This is a genomic window from Streptomyces solitudinis (genome assembly GCF_036323765.1).
Classification (GTDB): Bacteria; Actinomycetota; Actinomycetes; order Streptomycetales; family Streptomycetaceae; genus Streptomyces.
Map to the genome: position 1 here is coordinate 154435 of NZ_JAZDCW010000004.1, position 16433 is coordinate 170867.

Here is a 16433-nt window from a genome sequence, read left to right on the forward strand (position 1 = left end):
GGTGTGGGTACACCCGACAGGTACACCCACGGAGCGGTCGGGCGCCCTACGCTCGTATGCATGGAGAGCCTCGGAACGTTCCTGAAGAGCCGTCGTGACCGGGTCACTCCGGCTGAGATCGGTCTGCTGACCTACGGCACCTCCCGCCGGGTCCCCGGCCTCAGACGGGAAGAGCTCGCCCAGCTCGCCGGGGTGAGCGCGGGGTACTACACACGCCTGGAGCAGGGGCAGGCCGAGACCGCCTCCGAGCAGGTGCTCGACGCGCTCGCCCGGGTGCTCCGGCTCGACCAGGTGGAGACCGTGCACCTGCACAACCTCGCCCGGCAGTCGGTGAAGCCCGGTCTGGGCGAACCGCCCCGCGAGGAGCCCCACCCGCGGGTCCTGACCCTGCTGGAGTCGCTCGGCGAGGCCACGCCCGCGGTGGTGCTCGGCAGGCGCGGCGACGTCCTCGCGTGGAACCGCACCGGGCACGCGCTGGTCGCCGAGCACATTCCCTTCGAGGCGCCACGGAATCCGGAGGGGCGTCCGTCGGTCCCCAGGATGTTCTTCCTCGATCCGCACACCCGCGACATGTACCGCAACTGGCCTGATCTCGCCAAGGTCCACGTCGCCTATCTGCGCCTCACCGCGGGCCGCTATCCCACGGACGCCAGGCTCGCTGGGCTGATCGGCGAACTCACCATGAGCAGCGCGGACTTCGGCACGATGTGGGCGACGGGGGACGTCTCCGACTGCACGACGGGGGCCATGCATCTGCAGCACCCCACCGTCGGGGCGGTGAGCGTGGACTACCAGGTGTGGCTCCAGCCCGACAGCCCCGACCACCGCGTCGAGATCTACACGCCCAACGACGGGACCTCCGCGGACGCGTTGCGCGTGCTGAACCAGCAAAGCGGCCGGGGTGACGAGCCGGAGGCGGTGGCCGTACGGGCCGGGCAGCGGTGAAGCCGCCCGCGCTCCTCCCGGGGGACGCCCGCGACGGGGGCGGGGGCGTCCGGACGGGAGGAGCGGGGCGGCTGTACGCGGTGGGGGGCCCGCGTGCTCAGGGCGTGCGGGTTCCGTGTCCTCAGGACACGGTCTGCTCCTGGCGTTCCGGGACCTCGGCCGTCGTGTCCTGCTCCTCGCGCGGCAGCCAGCGCACCGCGAGGACGCCGAGTGCGAGTGTGAGGGCGGCCGCGACGCCGATCGCCGCGTGCAGTCCGGTGACGAAGGCGTCCTTGGCCTGCGCGGCCGTCTCCTCGGCCAAGCCCGGTGTGGACAGGGTGGTGTCGAGCGTGCCCGCCGTGCCGGGGCCGAGGAGCCGGAAGAAGAACGCGGCGAGCGAGCCGAGGAGGGAGATGCCGAGCGCGCCGCCCAGCTCGTTGCTCATCTCCGCGATCGCCCCGGCCGAGCCGGCCCGTTCCGTGGGCACCGCCGCGACGGCGGTCTCCGCGACCAGGCTGAAGGAGAACCCGTAGCCGACGCCCGCGATGACGGTGGAGGCGATGTACAGCGCCGCACCGTGGCTGGTGCCGGTGAACACCAGCAGCAGGAGCCCGGTGCCGATGAAGAAGTGCGAGGCGATCAGCGCGGCCCGCTTGCCGATCCGCTCGACCACACCCGCCGTGCCGATGCAGGCCACGGTGAGCACCGCCGCGCCGGGCAGGGCGAGGAACGCCGCGGCGAGCACGGTGAAGCCGAGCACCGACTGGAGGTAGACGCCGCTGAGGTAACCGGCCGCGGCCCAGGCCACCAGGGAGAGGAGCCCGGTCAGTACGGCGACGGTGAAGACCCGGTCACGGAAGAGGCTGAGGTCGAGCAGCGGCTCCTCCAGCGTGAACTGCCGGCGCACGAACCACACCAGGATGGCGACGCCCAGCGCGCCGATGGCCAGCTGCTCGGCGGAGAGCCCCTCCGCCGCGGCGGCCTTGACGGAGTAGACGGCGAGCAGGATGCCGACCGCGGACTGCACCACGCTCAGCGCGTCCACCCGGCCGGGCCGGGCCTCCCGGACCTCCTTCAGGAGCTTCGGGGCGAAGGCCAGGAAGACCGCCACGACCGGAAGGTTGATGAGGAACACCGAACCCCACCAGAAGTGGTTGAGGAGCAGACCGCCCGCGACCGGACCGACCGCGAAGCCCGCCGCGAAGGTGGCCGCGAAGATACCGATCGCCCGGGCCCGCTCCCTGGCGTCGGGGAAGAGGTTGCTGACGATCGCCAGACCGGAGGGCAGCAGCGTCGCGCCGCCGAGTCCCATCAGTCCGCGGGAGGCGATGAGGAGTTCCGGGCTGGTGGCGAACGTGGCGCCCGCCGATCCGATGCCGAAGAGCGCCGCGCCGCCGAGCAGGAACTTCAGCCGGCCGTGCCGGTCGCCGAGGTTGCCGAACGCGATGAGCAGCGAGGCCACCACGAAGCCGTAGATGTCGACGATCCACAGGGACTGGCCCGCGCTGGGCGAGATCGCCTCGTTGATGCTCGGCATCGCGAGGTAGAGCACCGAGTTGTCCATGGCCACCAGCCCGACCAGGCTGAGCACCAGGGCGAAGCCGAACCAGGCCCGGCGGGGTGTTGTGCTGTGTGTGGTCAACGTACTTCCTCCAGAGTGAGTGCGGCCGGGCCGCGGAGCGCCGGGGGGAACGACCACCCGACAAAAACATAGTGTGGATTCTTATATTTCCTCGTGGTCACTCCTGGGTCAGATCCGGTGATAGTCATGGGGCCGGGGAGAGGAGAAGGCTGTGCGTATTGCACTGACGGGGGCGACGGGGACGGTGGGGGGCCAGGTGGCACGCCTCCTCGCCCCGAGGTACGACCTGCGCTGCCTGACCCGCTCTCCGGAACGGGCGGCCCGCCTGCTGGGGCCGCACCTGGCCGTCGAGGCGGACCTGGACGACACCGCCTCGCTGTCCCGGGCGCTGGACGGGGCGGACGCGCTCCTGGCGGTGACGTTCGACCCCCTGCGGGACGTCCACGACGAGCACCTCCTCACCGCCGCACGCCGGGCCGGGGTCCGGCACGTGGTGAAGGTCTCGGCCCTCGCGGTCACCGACCCCCGGGCGCAGGACACGATCACCCGGTGGCAGCGGGCGTGCGAGGAGCGCGTCCGGGCGTCCGGGCTGTCCTGGACGCTGCTGCGTCCCCGCTCCTTCATGTCCAACTGCCTGGGCTGGACGCGGTCCGTGCGCGAGGAAGGCGTCGTGCGCACGCTGCACGGCTCCTCCGCGAACTCCTGTGTCGACCCCCGGGACGTGGCCGGGGCGGCGGCCCGCGCCCTGACCTCCCCGGAGTGCGCGGGGCGGGCGTACGCGCTGACCGGCCCGGCCCCCCTGACGGCCCGGCAGCAGGCCGCGCAGCTCGGGGAGGTGCTCGGCCGTCCGGTACGCCACGAGGAGCTGACCGAGGCGGAGGCCCTGGCCGCGTGGCGCGCCCGCTACCCCGACGCCCTGGCGGCGGCGCTCCTCGAGAGCGCGGACCGGCAGGCCCGGGGGGCCAAGAGCGCCGTGGAGCACGGGGTGCGGGAAGCGACCGGCCAGGAGCCCGGTACGTTCCGGGCGTGGGCGCGGCGTCATGGCGCCGCCTTCCGTGCGCAGGAGGCGGCGGAGGAGCCCGTGGAGGAGCGGCCCCCGGCGTAGCCGGTGTCCGGCTCGCTGCCGGCGCTTCCGGCGACGGGGACGCGGACGGCGGTCATGACGGAGCCCCCACCGACGCTCCGGTCAGCTCGGACTGCACCGCCGAGGCGACCTGCGCCGCCGTGCGCCCGTGAGTGGACACCACGGCCCGGGCCACGGACAGGTACAGCGGGCGCCGCTGGGACATCAGGCCGAGCCACCGGCCGGCGAAGTCGTCCCGCAGCAGCGGACGGGAGTCGTCCTCCCCCAGGCGTTCCCGGACGTCCGCGAGGGTGGCGTCCAGGAAGACCACGGGAAGTCCGCGCAGCGCCGCGCGCGTCCCCGCGTGCACGACCGCCCCGCCGCCCAGGGCGAGCACCCCGGCGTGCTCGTGCAGCGCCGCGCGGACCGCCTCGTGTTCGATGGCGCGGAAGTGCGGCTCGCCCCGTTCGGCGAAGACCTGGCTGACGGTCCGGCCGGTCAGCCGCTCGATGTCCTGGTCGGTGTCGCGTGCCGCCGTGCCCGTACGCGCCGCGAGGACGCGGGCGACCGAGGACTTGCCCACGCCGGGCGGGCCGACGAGCACGGCCAGGGGGGCGGTCATGCGATCTCCAGGTGGGCGAGGAAGCCGGAGACGTTGCGGCGGGTCTCGGCCACGCTGTCGCCGCCGAACTTCTCCGCCACCGCGTCGGCCAGGACCAGGGCCACCATCGCCTCCGCCACGATCCCGGCGGCCGGCACCGCGCAGACGTCCGAGCGCTGGTGGTGCGCGACGGCCGCCTCGCCGGTGCTGACGTCCACGGTGGCCAGGGCGTGCGGAACCGTCGCGATCGGCTTCATCGCGGCCCGCACCCGCAGGAGTTCACCGGTGGTCAGGCCGCCCTCGGTGCCGCCGGAGCGGCCGGAGGAGCGCCGGATGCCGTCAGCGGTGGGCACGATCTCGTCGTGGGCCAGCGAGCCGGGCACGCGCGCCAGGCCGAAGCCGTCGCCCACCTCAACTCCCTTGATCGCCTGGATGCCCATCAGCGCACCGGCCAGCCGCGCGTCCAGCCTGCGGTCCCAGTGCACGTGGGAGCCGAGGCCGACCGGCACCCCGTGGGCGACGACCTCGACGACGCCGCCCAGGGTGTCGCCGTCCCGGCGGGCCCGGTCGATCCCGGCGGCCATCGCCTTGCTCGCGTCCGCGTCCAGGCAGCGCACCGGGTCCGCGTCGAGCCGCTCCACGTCGCCGGGTGCGGGCACCACCCCGTACGGGGCCCGCGCGGCTCCCAGCTCCACGACATGGCTGACGATCTCGGTCCCGGTCGTCTCCCTCAGATACGAGCGGGCCACCGCGCCGAGGGCCACCCGGGCCGCGGTCTCCCGGGCACTGGCGCGTTCCAGCACGGGGCGCGCCTCGTCGAAGCCGTACTTCTGCATGCCCGCCAGATCGGCGTGGCCCGGACGCGGACGGGTCAGAGGGGCGTTGCGGGCCAGGCCCGCCAGCTCGGCGGGGCCGACCGGGTCGGCCGCCATCACCCGCTCCCACCTGGGCCACTCGCTGTTGCCCACCATGACCGCGACCGGGGAGCCCAGCGTGCGGCCGTGCCGCACGCCACCGAGGAAGGTCACCTCGTCGCGTTCGAACGTCATCCGCGCGCCGCGCCCGTATCCCAGGCGCCGCCGCGTCAGCTCCTCCCCCACCATCCCCGTGGTGATCGGCACCCCCGCGGGGATGCCCTCCAGCGTCGCGACGAGTGCGGGGCCGTGCGACTCCCCCGCGGTCAGCCAGCGCAACCTGCTCATCCCTTCCCTGCTTTCCTCTTGCGCGCGTAGGTGGTCATCAGCGGTACCTGGGCACTTCGTAGAGCGGGAACAGCCGGGCCATCTCCTGGTGGAACCCGGGAAAGGTCTTCGTCACGCAGGACGGGTCGTCGAGGACCAGCGGCACCTGTGCGGCCAGCCCCAGGACCGAGAAGGCCATGGCGATCCGGTGGTCGCGGTGGCAGGCGACGCGGGCCGGGCGCAGCGGGCCGGGGTGGACGGTGACCGAGTCCTCCGTCTCGTCCACCCGGACGCCGCAGGCGCGCAGGTTCTGCGTCACCGCCGCGACGCGGTCCGACTCCTTGTACCGGGCGTGCCGCACGCCGCCGAGAGTCAGGGGCGCGTCCGCGAGCGGAGCGACGGCGGCGAGGGTCATGAAGGTGTCGGAGATGTCGCCCATGTCGAGGGTGAGCCCGCCGCGCAGCCTCCCGGTGCCCGTCACGGTGACGTCCCGGTCCGCCACCTCCACCTGGGCGCCCAGTTGCCGCAGGGTGTCCACGAACCGCAGGTCGCCCTGGAGGCTGCGCCCGCACAGGCCGGGCACGGTCACCCGGTGCCCCGTCACCGCGGCCGCGGCGAAGACGTACGAGGCGGTGGAGGCGTCCGGTTCGATGACGAGGGCGGCGGGCCGGTAACCGCCCGGCCGCACTTCGACCACACCGTTACCGGATTCCTGGACATCCGCGCCGAAGCGCCGCATCAGGGACAGCGTCATGTCCAGGTAGGGGCGGCTGACGGAACCGCTCAGGTCGGCCCGGACCGGGCCCCGCATCAGGGGGGCGGTCATCAGCAGGCCGCTGAGGAACTGGCTGCTCATGGAGGAGTCCACCCGCAGTTCGCCGCCCTCCAGCCCGGTGGCCCGTACGGTCAGCGGGAAGCGTCCCGCCACCGGGGTCTCCAGCTCGGCGCCGAGCGCGGTCATGGCCTTCGTCAGCGGGCTCAACGGCCGGGCCCGGAGCTGTTCGGAGCCGTCGAAGGTGAAGGTGCCCTCGCCCGCCGCGCTGAACGGGGGCAGGAAGCGGGCCGCCGTACCGGCGTCCGCGCACCACACATCGCCCGTGCCGACGGGGCCGCGGCCGTTGCCGGTGACGTCCCAGAACTGGTCGCCGGGTCTGGTCTCGACGCGTGTCCCGAGGTTTTCGAGGGCCGCCTTGAAGGCGAGGGTGTCGTGGCTGACCAGCGGGGCCCACAGGGTGCTGGTGCCCTTCGCGGCGGCGGCCAGCAACAGGGCCCGGGTGGTGATGCTCTTGGAGCCGGGGATGCGCGCGGACAGCGGGCGCAGCCGGGAGACCTGCGGCGTCATCGGCGGGCCGCCTTCTCCATGGCGGTCTCCACCTCGGCGGCGATCGCCTCGGGGGTGAAGCCGAACTCGCGGAAGAGCAGCGCGCCGTCGGCCGAGGCCCCGAACCGCTCCAGGGACATCACGCGCCCCGCCTCACCCGCGATGCGGTCCCAGCCGAGGCCCACACCGGCCTCGACCGTCACCCGCACGCGTACGTCGGGGGGCAGCACCCGGTCCCGGTAGGACCGGTCCTGCTCCATGAACCATTCCAGGCAGGGCATCGACACCACCCGGGCCGCGATGCCGCGCCGCTCCAGCAGCTCCTGGGCGGCGACCGCCAAGGACACCTCGGAACCGGTGGCCACGAGCAGCGCCCGCGGAATCCCGCCCCCGGCCTCGCGGAAGACGTAACCACCGCGCCGGACCAGCTCGTTGGGCGGGTAGACGGGCAGGTTCTGCCGGGAGAGCACGATGCCGTGCGGGGCCGGGGCGGCGCTGTGCCGGCGCACGATCTCCGCCCAGGCCGCCGCCGTCTCGTTGGCGTCGGCGGGGCGTACGACGTTCAGTCCGGGGATGGCCCGCAGGGAGGCGAGCTGTTCGACCGGCTGGTGGGTGGGCCCGTCCTCACCGAGTCCGATCGAGTCGTGGGTCCACACGTAGGTGACCGGTAACCGCATCAGCGCGGCGAGCCGTACGGCGGGGCGCATGTAGTCGGAGAAGACCAGGAAGGTACCGCCGTAGATGCGGGTCGCCCCGTGCAGCGCCACCCCGTTCATCACGGACGCCATGGCGTGTTCGCGGATCCCGAAGTGCACGGTGCGCCCGTACGGGTCGGCCTGCGGGAGGGCGTTGCCCGGGGGAAGGAAGGAGGAGCTGCCGTCGATCGTGGTGTTGTTGGACCCGGCCAGGTCGGCGGAGCCGCCCCACAGTTCGGGCAGCAGCGGTCCCAGCGCGGCGAGTACGGTGCCCGACGCCTTGCGGGTGGCCACGGAGGTGCCGGGTTCGAAGACGGGGAGCTTGTTCTCCCACCCGGTCGGCGGCTGCCCCTGGGTGATCCGTTCGTGCTCCGCGGCCCGGCGGGGGTGGGCGTCGCGCCACTGCGCCAGCTTCCCGGCCCAGGCGGTGTGGGCGGCGCGGCCGCGGCCGACGGCCGCCCGGGTGTGCGCGAGCACCTCGTCCGGCACGTGGAAGGAGCGGGCGGGGTCGAGGCCGAGGATGTCCTTGGTGGCCGCGACCTCCGCCGCGCCCAGCGCGGCACCGTGCGCGGCGGCGGTGCCCTTGGCGTGGGGGGCGGGCCAGGCGATGACCGAACGCGCCGCGATCAGGGTGGGGCGGTCGCGTACCTCCTTGGCGGCGAGGAACGCCTCGCGCAGGGCGCGCGGGTCCAGGTCGCCGTCGGGCTTCGGCTCCACGCGCTGCACGTGCCAGCCGTAGGAGGCGTACCGCCGCAGGACGTCCTCGGAGAACGCGGTGCTGGTGTCCCCCTCGATCGAGATGTGGTTGTCGTCGTAGAGCACGACGAGGTTGCCCAGCTTCTGGTGGCCGGCCAGCGACGATGCCTCGGCGCACACGCCTTCCTGGAGGTCGCCGTCACCCGCGATGACCCAGACCGTGTGGTCGAAGGGGGAGGTGCCGGTGGCGGCCCCGGGGTCGTAGAGGCCCCGCTCGTAGCGGGCGGCCATGGCCATGCCCACCGCGTTGGCGATGCCCTGCCCCAGTGGCCCGGTGGTGGTCTCCACTCCGGGGGTGTGCCCGTGTTCGGGGTGGCCGGGGGTGAGGCTGCCGTGCCGGCGGAAGGCCTTGAGGTCGTCGAGGGTCAGCGGGTAGCCCGCCAGCATCAGCTGGACGTACAGCAGCAGGCTGGCGTGCCCGGCCGAGAGGACGAAGCGGTCCCGCCCCTCCCAGCCGGGGTCGGCGGGGTCGTGGCGCATGACCTTCTGGAAGAGGACGTACGCGGCCGGGGCGAGGCTCATCGCGGTTCCGGGGTGTCCGTGCCCGGCGTGCTGCACGGCGTCCATGGCCAGGGCGCGGGCGGTGCGGACGGCCCGCTCGTCGAGCGCGCTCCACTCCTGGGCGTTCCAGCCCTCGGGGCGCTGCGTCGGCTGATCCGGTGCGGTCTGCGGCGGTGACTGCATGGGGTCGTCCCTACGGAGTTCGGCGGTCCGGGAGGACCGCGGGGCTGTCGTGAGGCGCTGCTCGGGGCAGCTCGGTCAGGGCGTGCGGGCGTGCGGGCGTGCGGGCGTGCGGGCATGCAGACGTGCGGACGTGCGGGGCAAGGAAGCAGGCGCGTGGGAGGCGGTTTCGGGGGTGGTTCCCTGTCCTTGGCCGGACCCTCGCTGTGGGGGGACGCCGGCGTGCCGTGCGCCGGACGAGTCCGGCGGCGGGGCGGCCCGCGGCGGGGCCGGGCCGTTCCTCGGCTGCCGTTCCACCGTATGGGGCCGCGGGTGGGCTCCCAAGCCGGATCTCACTAACTAGCGGGCCATGTGGGAGAGATGTGGGGCGGGATGGCCCAGCATGGTGACGGCGTGGGCTGCCGAGGCGAGCGTGACGTGCCGGTGCCAGCCGTTGAAGGAGCGCCCGGTGAAGTCCCGGATGCCCACCCGGTCGGCCACCACCGCGGCGTCCCGGGCCGCCCGGGCCGTGAGCTGCCCCAGTCTGGCCAGGTACTCCATGGGGACCGCGGTGAGGTTGGACAGCCACAGTTCGGCCGGCCACCGGCTGCCGTAGTCGCCCATGCCCAGGAGCACCAGCTGCCGGTGCTCGGCACCCCGTAAGGACGCGGGGAGTTCGACGCGGACGGCGGCGGCGAGGGGCGTGCCCTTCACCACGCCCGGCAGCGGGCGCCTGCCCGGCACCGGACGCCGCATGTTCCCGGCCATGGCCATGATCTGGTGCGCGGGGAGCGTGCTCTGCTCCCGCCCGCCCATGACCCGGTCGGTGACGGTGAGCGGGGCGTCCTCGCCCACCCTCGCCATGAGCGGCGCGTGCGTGGTGGCGAGCGTCTCCAGAAGCGGTTCGGGCGCCTCGTCGAGGTCGAAGACGACGGGCCGCACCGGCAGCCCCCAGCCCAGCTGGGTCTCCCGGGACGCGTCGACCGCGCAGGCGTGCAGGCTCTCCGCGCTCGCCCCCTCCGGGACCGCCGCCTGACCGCGCCGGGCGTCGTCGGTGTACCGCTGGGAGGGAAGGTGCAGGCGCCAGTTGACCGGTACGCTCGCGGACTCCGACGCCGCCCAGACGCCGACGGCGCGCTGCGCGTTCAGGGTCTGCCCGAGCGCCGGGGAGAAGTGCCGGCCCACACCCACGGAGTTCTGTCCGGCCTTGGGAATGGTCATGGGTCTCACCACCCAGGCCCGGGTCGGCAGGGCGTCGTCCACGGCTTCGGCCAGGGCCCGGCGGATGGGCACCCAGTCCCAGGTGGAGTCGCTGATGAAGTGGTGCAGGTTCTGCTCGGAAGCCTGGGTTCCGAGCAGCTTCGCGATGTTGCGGATCGACTTGCGTCCCTGGACGGTCAGCAGACCGTTCAGGTACTGGAGGCCCTTGCGGCGCTGGTCGCTGCGGGGCAGCGAGGCGAGGATCCTGGAGGACAGCTCGGCGAGGAGCAGGTCCCGGGAAGCGGAAGGAGACGGAGTCGGAGTCGGCAGGGCCTGACCGGTGCGGACAGCGGCCGGGTAGTGGTCAATCATGGGCTTCCCCTCACTGTTGCCCGGGGGCTGAGCCCCCGGCGGGATCGACGGCAGGACCGCACGGTGTCCGGCTGAGCGACACCTCGGCTGCGCGAGGCCCCGGACAGCGACAGGTCGCCTCCGCGGGGTGCTCGTGCCCCGCGGGCAGCTGACGGTAGAGGTAGGCGGCGGAGGCCAGCGTCATGTGGTGGTGCCAGCCCGGGAAGGAACGGCCCTCGAAGTCCAGGAGACCCAGCTCGGTCTGCACGTCCCGGACGGCCGCATCGGTCAGGACGTTGCGGTGGGCGAGCCCGCGCACGGTGGTGAGGGGGGCGTCGCGGAGCGAGGTGATCCAGAACCGGGAGGGCCGTTTCGGCACGGCGGCGATCTCCGCCACGAGCCGGTGGGGCTGGTGCACGGCCGGCGCCGGGGAGCGCGGCGGGAGGAGGCGTACCGCGGCTGAGAACATCTGCGCCCGCCCGGGCAGCGCAGAGGTCGTCCGCTGGGAGTGCGCCGCGACGAGGGACGCCGCGTCGCCGAAGGACGCGGTGGCCGGGGACGGGGCGGCCCGGTGGGGCGGGACCGGTACGAGCGGCTGCCCGGGCGGCACCTCCAGCACGAAGTCACGCCCCTGACGGCCCAGTTGCGAGACCAGCTGGCGGACGCCCGGAGCGAAGTCACGGCCGAGCACCACGGGCGCGGAGTCGGCCACCCCCGCGGCGGCGAACTGCTCCACCATCTCCAGTACGAGGGCCCAGGCGGGCCTGGGCGTCACCGCGTCCGGAATCCGCGCACGGCGGCGGCGCTCGGGGTCCTCGCACCAGGCGTCGTCGAGGAGGAGACGCCAGCCGACCGGGATGCTGTGCCGGCCTCCGGAGAGGAACAGCCCGATGCCCACCTGGCAGTTCACCCGGCGGCCGGTGCCCGGGAGGACACCCGCGCGCAACCCCACCGAGTGGCTTCCCCGCTTGCGCAGCAGCACGGGCCTGGCCGTCCAGACGGCGTCGGGCAGCAGTTCCGCGGCGATCCGGGCCAGCTCCACCCGCGCGGGCGTCCATTCCCAGGGGCTGGCGCTGATGAACTGCTGGAGCGCCTGCGGTGCGCTGTCGGGCAGGTCCAGCGTCCGGGCCATCCGCCGCACGGTCTTGCGCCCGGGCGTGGCCAGCAGTCCCCTGAGATAGGCGTCCGCCCAGCGGCGCTGGTCGCTGCGGGGCAGATACCCGAAGACCCGCTCCCCGTAGGCGGTCAGACTCTCCGGCCCTCCGCGCCGCGCGCTCTTTGGTGCACCGAGGGTCGCTGTGGCCCGTGCAGACATGACTGGCTCCTTGAAGGCTCCCGGCCGGCGGTGGTTGCCAGCGCCACTAGAAACATAACCATGATTGTGATTCTTTTGAAGAGTGAGGATGCCCTCTGGGCGCAAGTTCGTCAACTCGGCGTTGTGAACGGCGGACGGCCCATGGAGCGTAGGGACTCAGTCAGCGAACAGGGAGCGGGAGGTCACGGTGGCACCAGACGGAGCAGGAAGAAGGCCGGCGAAACAGCAGGAGAGGTCCCTGCTGACGCGCGGTGCCCTGCTGGACGCCACCGCACGGAAGATCGACCGGCACGGCCACGGCAGCATCGCCATGCACCGCATCGCCCGCGAGGCCGGCGTCACGACAGGCGCGCTGACCTTCCACTTCCCCACCAAGGGGCAGCTCTTCGCCGAGCTCAAGGAACTCGGGCTCGCCCGGATCGAGGAGCGGGTGAGCGAGGTGGTCGAGCTGCCGGCACCGCCCTTGCGCCGAGCCCACCTCCTGCTGCTCGCCCTGCTCGAACTGCTGCACCGCGACGTCGTGGCACGCGCGGCCGTACGGCTCTCCGGAGAGCTTCCGGGGGACGGGGACTGGTCGGACTCCTGGCTCCAGGCGGTGCGGCAGCTGCTCCGGAGCGCGGGCGAGGACGGCAAGCTGCGGGCAGGCGTCACCCCTGAGGCGGTGACGGAGATGGCCCTGCGCCTGGCCGCCGGGACGGAGGTGCGCGCCCGGGACAGCGACCCGAAGTCCGAGGTCGCCGGGGTGCACTTCGCCCAGTTCTGCGACCTGCTCCTGTACGGCATCTCGGCCATCCGGCCCCCGGAGGCGGACCACACCCCCTGACGGCCGTCCCGTCGCCGCCGTGAACCCCCGGCGGAGCCGGTACCCCCGGACCAGGCCACGCCTGGCTGGAGGCCACAAGCCAGACCGGAACGGGATAATCTGACCCCCCCGACGGGACCCCGGCCACCCCCGCGCCGAGGTACGGAACAGCGTTCACTGTCGAACAACGGTTCGGACTCCCCGGTTCCGACGCGCCACTGGTAAAAATACATAAAGACCATTATTCTTTTCTTGTTCCAGGGGGCCGCCCTCGCGGGTGGCCCTTGGGGGGTCAGAAGCAGTCCATGGGGAGTGGGAGCTCGGCATGACGAAGGACACAGGCTTACTGCGGGACAGAGTCATCATGATCACGGGAGCGTCCAGCGGGATCGGGGAGGCGGCCGGACGCGTGTTCGCCGCCGAGGGCGCAACCGTGGTGCTCATGGCACGGCGCGAAGAGCGGCTGTACGAACTGGCCGACCGGATCGCCGCCACCGGGGGCCGCGCGATGGCGGCCGTGGGGGACGTGACCCGGGAGGGTGAGGTCGAGCGGGTCGTCACCGAGGCGGTGTCGCGCTTCGGCCGGCTGGACGGGGCCTTCAACAACGCCGGCTACACGATGTCGGGCAGCCTGCTGCACGAGACGGACGGCGCGGCCTTCGAGCAGATCATGGCCGTGAACGTCCGGGGCGTGTGGAACTGCATGCGCCACCAGATCCCCGCCATGCTCCACTCCGACCGTCCCGCGGCGATCGTGAACACCTCCAGTGTGGCCGGAGTGCTGGCCACGGGCGCCTCCTCCGCCTATGTGGCGGCCAAGCACGCGGTCCTGGGGCTGACACGGGCGGCCGCGGCCGAGTACGGACGGCGCGGGGTCCGCGTGAACGCCCTGGTGGTGGGCAGCACGCGCACCGAGATGATGGACCAGGTGCTGAAGGAGACCCCCTCGCTGGAGGAGGATTTCGTCGGGCGCTCCATCCAGCGCCGGATGGCCGAACCGGAGGAGATCGCGCGCAACGCCGCCTGGCTCTGCAGCGACCAGGCCTCCTTCGTCACGGGCGTCGCGATGCCGGTCGACGGCGGCTGGACCGCTGCCTGACGCCCGGTGCTTCGCCCCACGGCGGCGGCCCGCCCCCTTCTCAGGGGGGCGGGCCGCCGCCGTGCGGGTTCACTTCGGGAAGACGGGATCCGGGGGCTACCGCGGGAACGGAATGACCTCGCCACCGGCCCGAACGGGAGCAAAGCCCCCCGGCCCCGCCTTCCGGGCGAGCCGCATCGTCGCGGTGCAGCACTCGACGCCGTTCTGCCACAGCGACACGACCGTACGGCCGCGGCCCTCCGGGTCCGGGTCCAGCGGGCGCACCTCGATCCAACACGGAGCGTCGAGTTCGACGTAGCGGGTGAAGGAGGTCGCAAGACCCGTCACGGACTGCGAGTGGCCGGCAGGAAGCATCAGCGCGGCCTGGCGCGCGGCCTCCAGAAGGAGCAGACCCGGTGCGTGGTCGAGGGGGTGGTCGAAGAAGACGGGGTGGGTGGTGTCCACCCGCAGCCGCCACCGGCCGGATTCCACCGCAGGGCTGAGGACGATGTCGCGGAGCCGGGTACGCGCCAGGGCGGACGGCGCGATCGACGCGACGGGGGCGGCGGGCAGGGCGGTGACGGCTTCGGGGGTGCCGCGCCCCGCCCGCAGGCGCTGGTAGACCGCCGGGGACTGCACGGTCAGACGCGTTCTGCACTCGGCGAGTAACAGCCCGTCCTGGACCACGGATATGAGCAGGGTCAGCGCCGCCGCCCGGCTGCCGCGCCGGGTCGACTCCAGGCAGGTGACACGGAGTTCGACCGCGCCGCTGTGGTGTCTCGGAGCCAGGGCCGCAGGGGACAGCTCGTAACCGAAGGTGTCCCAGAGCAGGTGATGGCCGAGGGGGACGTCGTAGGCGCTGTGGCACAGCAGGGGGAAGGACTGCCGCACCGTCTCGGTGAGGAGCAGCGGGTCGAGCGCGGACCGCCCGGTCGCGTAGCACTCGTGCCCCTCGGGCCAGTGGGCCGAGACGACGAACCCGTCGTTCCCGTCGGGCCGCAGACCGGTCAGGAGCACCGAGCCGGGACGGGCCTTGTGGACGAGCTCCCCCGCGACGAACGCGACGGACGGGACGGAGGGGACGAGAGTGGCGGTGGCGCTGGCGGTCCTGAGCATACGGATACTCCCCCGGTAGAGAGGTATGAGAGGTATGGGCACAAAGCGCGCGGAAGACTGGATGGGCGCACCTGCCTGGACGGCCGGGGCCTCGGGAGATAACATAAGTATGATTCTTTTTTTTGTCCAGACTTTACTGGGAACGGAGCCGGAAGATGGAACGTCAGATGCAGGATCGTGCGGTGCGCACACGTGAGTTGCTGCTGCGTGCGGCGGCGGAGGAGTTCGACGCCTCCGGGTACGCGGGGACGGGGCTCAACAAGATAGCGAAGCGGGCCGGGCTGACGGTGGGCGCGCTGTACTTCCACTTCGAGTCGAAGGAGGGCATCGCCCGGGCGGTCATGATGGCGCAGCCCGAGAGCATCGAGCCGCACCTCGGCACCCAGGGGCTGCAGCGTCTCGTGGACATCACCCGGGTATGGTCGCACCAGCTCCTGGAGGATCCGTTGCTGCGCGCTGGTGTACGGCTCTCGGTGGAGCAGGGCAGCTTCGGCGTCCACGACATCACCCCCTACCTCCAGTGGCGGGACGTCATGGAGCAGTGCCTGTGCGACGCCCGGGACAGCGGGGAACTGCTGCCGGGGGTCGACCCGGGATGGGTGGCGGAGTTCGTCGTCAGCGCGTGCACCGGCGTCCAGCTGTACGCGCAGCTGGTGAACGGCCGGAAGGACCTGCCGGAGCGCACGGTGGAGATGTGGCGGCTGCTGCTCCCGGGGATCGCCACCCCGGGAACCCTGCCCCGTATCGACCTCAGCCCGAAGCGCAACAAGTCCTGAGCCGGCCGTCCACCGTGCGGCCCGCCACCGCCCGGCCGCGTCAGCGCCCGGCGACCGGCTCCGGCAGGTCCAGCAGTTCCGGCGCCTCCCGGCTCCAGGGAAAGCCGCGGTGCAGCTGGAGGCTGGACGGTACGCCGTCGTCCGCGAGGAGCGCCACGGCCGCCAGCACTCCGGGCTCGGGTTCGAGCTCCAGGAACCGCCACGGCAGGACCCCTTCGGACTCGGGCGGCCTGAACGCCAGGACCCCGCGCTCCTCGTGCAGGGTGAAGGAGAAGCTGTCGAAGGGGAGCCCGAGACCCAGTCCGCGCGCCTTCGCGTACGCCTCCTTGAGCGTCCACAGCCGCAGGGTCCGGCAGTCCCGGGTGCGGCCCGGCGCGGCCTGCGCCACCCAGTCGCGCTCGTCCCGCGCGAAGGTCTCGATGTTCGCGTCGAGGCCCTGCTCGCCCCGGTCGACCCGCTCCACGTCCACCCCGATCCGGTGACTGCGCACCACGCCGAGCAGGTTGTGGCCCTCGGCATGGGACAGGTTGAAGTCCAGCTCCTGTCCGCCGCGCGGCAGTCCGACGGGAGGCCGCTGCAGGAACGGCCGCCCCCGCGCGGAGCGCCAGATCACGGCTTCCGCCTCGGGCAGACCGCTCTCCAGCGCGAGGACGCGCCGTACGAGGGCGTGGGCGACCAGGTACTGCCGCCGGTCCTGTTCGAACAGGAAACGGCTCGCGGTCTCCTGCTCCTGGTCGTCGAGCCAGCAACGGGCCAGGGTGACGGCCAGCGCGGAGTCGAGCTCGTGGTTGGAGCAGTACCAGAGCTTGATGGGCTCATGGGCACCACCGGGCAGCGGCAGGAACACCGGGGCGAAGGAGCCGGACGCCGGGGAACCGGGCGGCGGGTAGCCGCCTTCCGCTCCGGATCCGGGTGCCTTGCGCCGTTCCGCGAGGAGCCACACGGCCTGCTCGCGCTCCAGGAGTCCGGCCTTGAACCGGGTGAGTATCTCGCGTTCATCCATCGTCGTCGC

13 protein-coding genes and 1 pseudogene are annotated in these 16433 nt (G+C 73.0%); 5 read left to right on the top strand and 9 right to left on the bottom strand.

The annotated features are described in order from the left end of the window. Positions 1-60: 60 nt before the first annotated feature. Positions 61-945 carry a helix-turn-helix transcriptional regulator gene (locus V1J52_RS12040; protein WP_330139708.1) on the top strand — a complete coding sequence of 295 codons (885 nt, stop codon included), beginning with the start codon at positions 61-63 and terminating at the stop codon, positions 943-945. A gap of 121 nt (positions 946-1066) precedes the next feature. On the opposite strand, the gene V1J52_RS12045 is transcribed toward V1J52_RS12040, so the two are convergent. After that, the gene (locus V1J52_RS12045; protein WP_330139709.1) at positions 1067-2566 is read right to left on the bottom strand and encodes an MFS transporter; all 1500 of its coding nucleotides are present in this window, start codon (positions 2564-2566) and stop codon (positions 1067-1069) included. 151 nt (positions 2567-2717) lie between these two features. On the opposite strand from V1J52_RS12045, the gene V1J52_RS12050 reads away from it, so the two are divergent. Next, complete coding sequence (locus V1J52_RS12050; protein WP_330139710.1) at positions 2718-3611, top strand: NAD(P)H-binding protein; 894 nt, start codon at positions 2718-2720, stop codon at positions 3609-3611. A 52-nt stretch (positions 3612-3663) separates the two neighbouring features. Here V1J52_RS12050 and V1J52_RS12055 read toward each other — a convergent pair whose 3' ends face one another. The 6 genes and pseudogenes from V1J52_RS12055 to V1J52_RS12080 form a co-directional block, all read right to left on the bottom strand. Beyond that, positions 3664-4191: a shikimate kinase gene (locus V1J52_RS12055; protein WP_330139711.1), complete on the bottom strand. Its 528-nt coding sequence runs from the start codon at positions 4189-4191 to the stop codon at positions 3664-3666. Continuing rightward, positions 4188-5372, bottom strand: coding sequence for a chorismate synthase (aroC, locus tag V1J52_RS12060; protein WP_330139712.1), 1185 nt, complete (start codon positions 5370-5372; stop codon positions 4188-4190). Before aroC ends, V1J52_RS12055 begins: the two co-directional genes overlap by 4 nt. Positions 5373-5409: 37 nt before the next feature. Then, positions 5410-6693 (bottom strand): 3-phosphoshikimate 1-carboxyvinyltransferase, encoded by a 1284-nt coding sequence (gene aroA, locus V1J52_RS12065; RefSeq protein WP_330139713.1) that lies wholly within the window; start codon positions 6691-6693, stop codon positions 5410-5412. Beyond that, positions 6690-8807, bottom strand: a complete 2118-nt coding sequence (tkt, locus tag V1J52_RS12070; RefSeq protein ID WP_330139714.1) for a transketolase — start codon at positions 8805-8807, stop codon at positions 6690-6692. The genes aroA and tkt overlap by 4 nt, the downstream gene beginning before the upstream one ends. A 336-nt stretch (positions 8808-9143) precedes the next feature. Then, entirely contained in the window at positions 9144-10355 is a 1212-nt protein-coding gene (locus tag V1J52_RS12075; RefSeq protein WP_330139715.1) for an IS701 family transposase, read from the bottom strand. A gap of 145 nt (positions 10356-10500) precedes the next feature. Continuing rightward, positions 10501-11649, bottom strand: a pseudogene (locus V1J52_RS12080) (IS701 family transposase); the annotation flags it as partial. A gap of 187 nt (positions 11650-11836) precedes the next feature. On the opposite strand from V1J52_RS12080, the gene V1J52_RS12085 reads away from it, so the two are divergent. Together V1J52_RS12085 and V1J52_RS12090 are read left to right on the top strand one after the other, a co-directional pair. Then, the gene (locus V1J52_RS12085; protein WP_330139717.1) at positions 11837-12472 is read left to right on the top strand and encodes a TetR family transcriptional regulator; all 636 of its coding nucleotides are present in this window, start codon (positions 11837-11839) and stop codon (positions 12470-12472) included. 304 nt (positions 12473-12776) lie between these two features. Beyond that, complete coding sequence (locus V1J52_RS12090) at positions 12777-13550, top strand: SDR family NAD(P)-dependent oxidoreductase (protein WP_330139718.1); 774 nt, start codon at positions 12777-12779, stop codon at positions 13548-13550. A gap of 96 nt (positions 13551-13646) precedes the next feature. Here the strand turns inward: V1J52_RS12090 and V1J52_RS12095 are convergent, their stop codons facing one another. Beyond that, on the bottom strand, positions 13647-14645 hold the full coding sequence (locus V1J52_RS12095; RefSeq protein ID WP_330139719.1) for a ScbA/BarX family gamma-butyrolactone biosynthesis protein: 999 nt from the start codon (positions 14643-14645) through the stop codon (positions 13647-13649). Between the two features lie 155 nt (positions 14646-14800). On the opposite strand from V1J52_RS12095, the gene V1J52_RS12100 reads away from it, so the two are divergent. After that, positions 14801-15421: a ScbR family autoregulator-binding transcription factor gene (locus V1J52_RS12100; protein WP_330139720.1), complete on the top strand. Its 621-nt coding sequence runs from the start codon at positions 14801-14803 to the stop codon at positions 15419-15421. Between the two features lie 40 nt (positions 15422-15461). On the opposite strand, the gene V1J52_RS12105 is transcribed toward V1J52_RS12100, so the two are convergent. Beyond that, on the bottom strand, positions 15462-16424 hold the full coding sequence (locus V1J52_RS12105) for a 4'-phosphopantetheinyl transferase family protein (RefSeq protein WP_330139721.1): 963 nt from the start codon (positions 16422-16424) through the stop codon (positions 15462-15464). Between the last annotated feature and the right edge of the window lie 9 nt (positions 16425-16433).

Coding starts and splice junctions, on each gene's coding strand:
- V1J52_RS12040 (WP_330139708.1), top strand. CDS start 61: ATGGAGAGCCTCGGAACGTTCCTGAAGAGCCGTCGTGACCGGGTCACT.
- V1J52_RS12055 (WP_330139711.1), bottom strand. CDS start 4,191: ATGACCGCCCCCCTGGCCGTGCTCGTCGGCCCGCCCGGCGTGGGCAAG.
- aroC (WP_330139712.1), bottom strand. CDS start 5,372: ATGAGCAGGTTGCGCTGGCTGACCGCGGGGGAGTCGCACGGCCCCGCA.
- aroA (WP_330139713.1), bottom strand. CDS start 6,693: ATGACGCCGCAGGTCTCCCGGCTGCGCCCGCTGTCCGCGCGCATCCCC.
- tkt (WP_330139714.1), bottom strand. CDS start 8,807: ATGCAGTCACCGCCGCAGACCGCACCGGATCAGCCGACGCAGCGCCCC.
- V1J52_RS12075 (WP_330139715.1), bottom strand. CDS start 10,355: ATGATTGACCACTACCCGGCCGCTGTCCGCACCGGTCAGGCCCTGCCG.
- V1J52_RS12090 (WP_330139718.1), top strand. CDS start 12,777: ATGACGAAGGACACAGGCTTACTGCGGGACAGAGTCATCATGATCACG.
- V1J52_RS12095 (WP_330139719.1), bottom strand. CDS start 14,645: ATGCTCAGGACCGCCAGCGCCACCGCCACTCTCGTCCCCTCCGTCCCG.
- V1J52_RS12100 (WP_330139720.1), top strand. CDS start 14,801: ATGGAACGTCAGATGCAGGATCGTGCGGTGCGCACACGTGAGTTGCTG.
- V1J52_RS12105 (WP_330139721.1), bottom strand. CDS start 16,424: ATGGATGAACGCGAGATACTCACCCGGTTCAAGGCCGGACTCCTGGAG.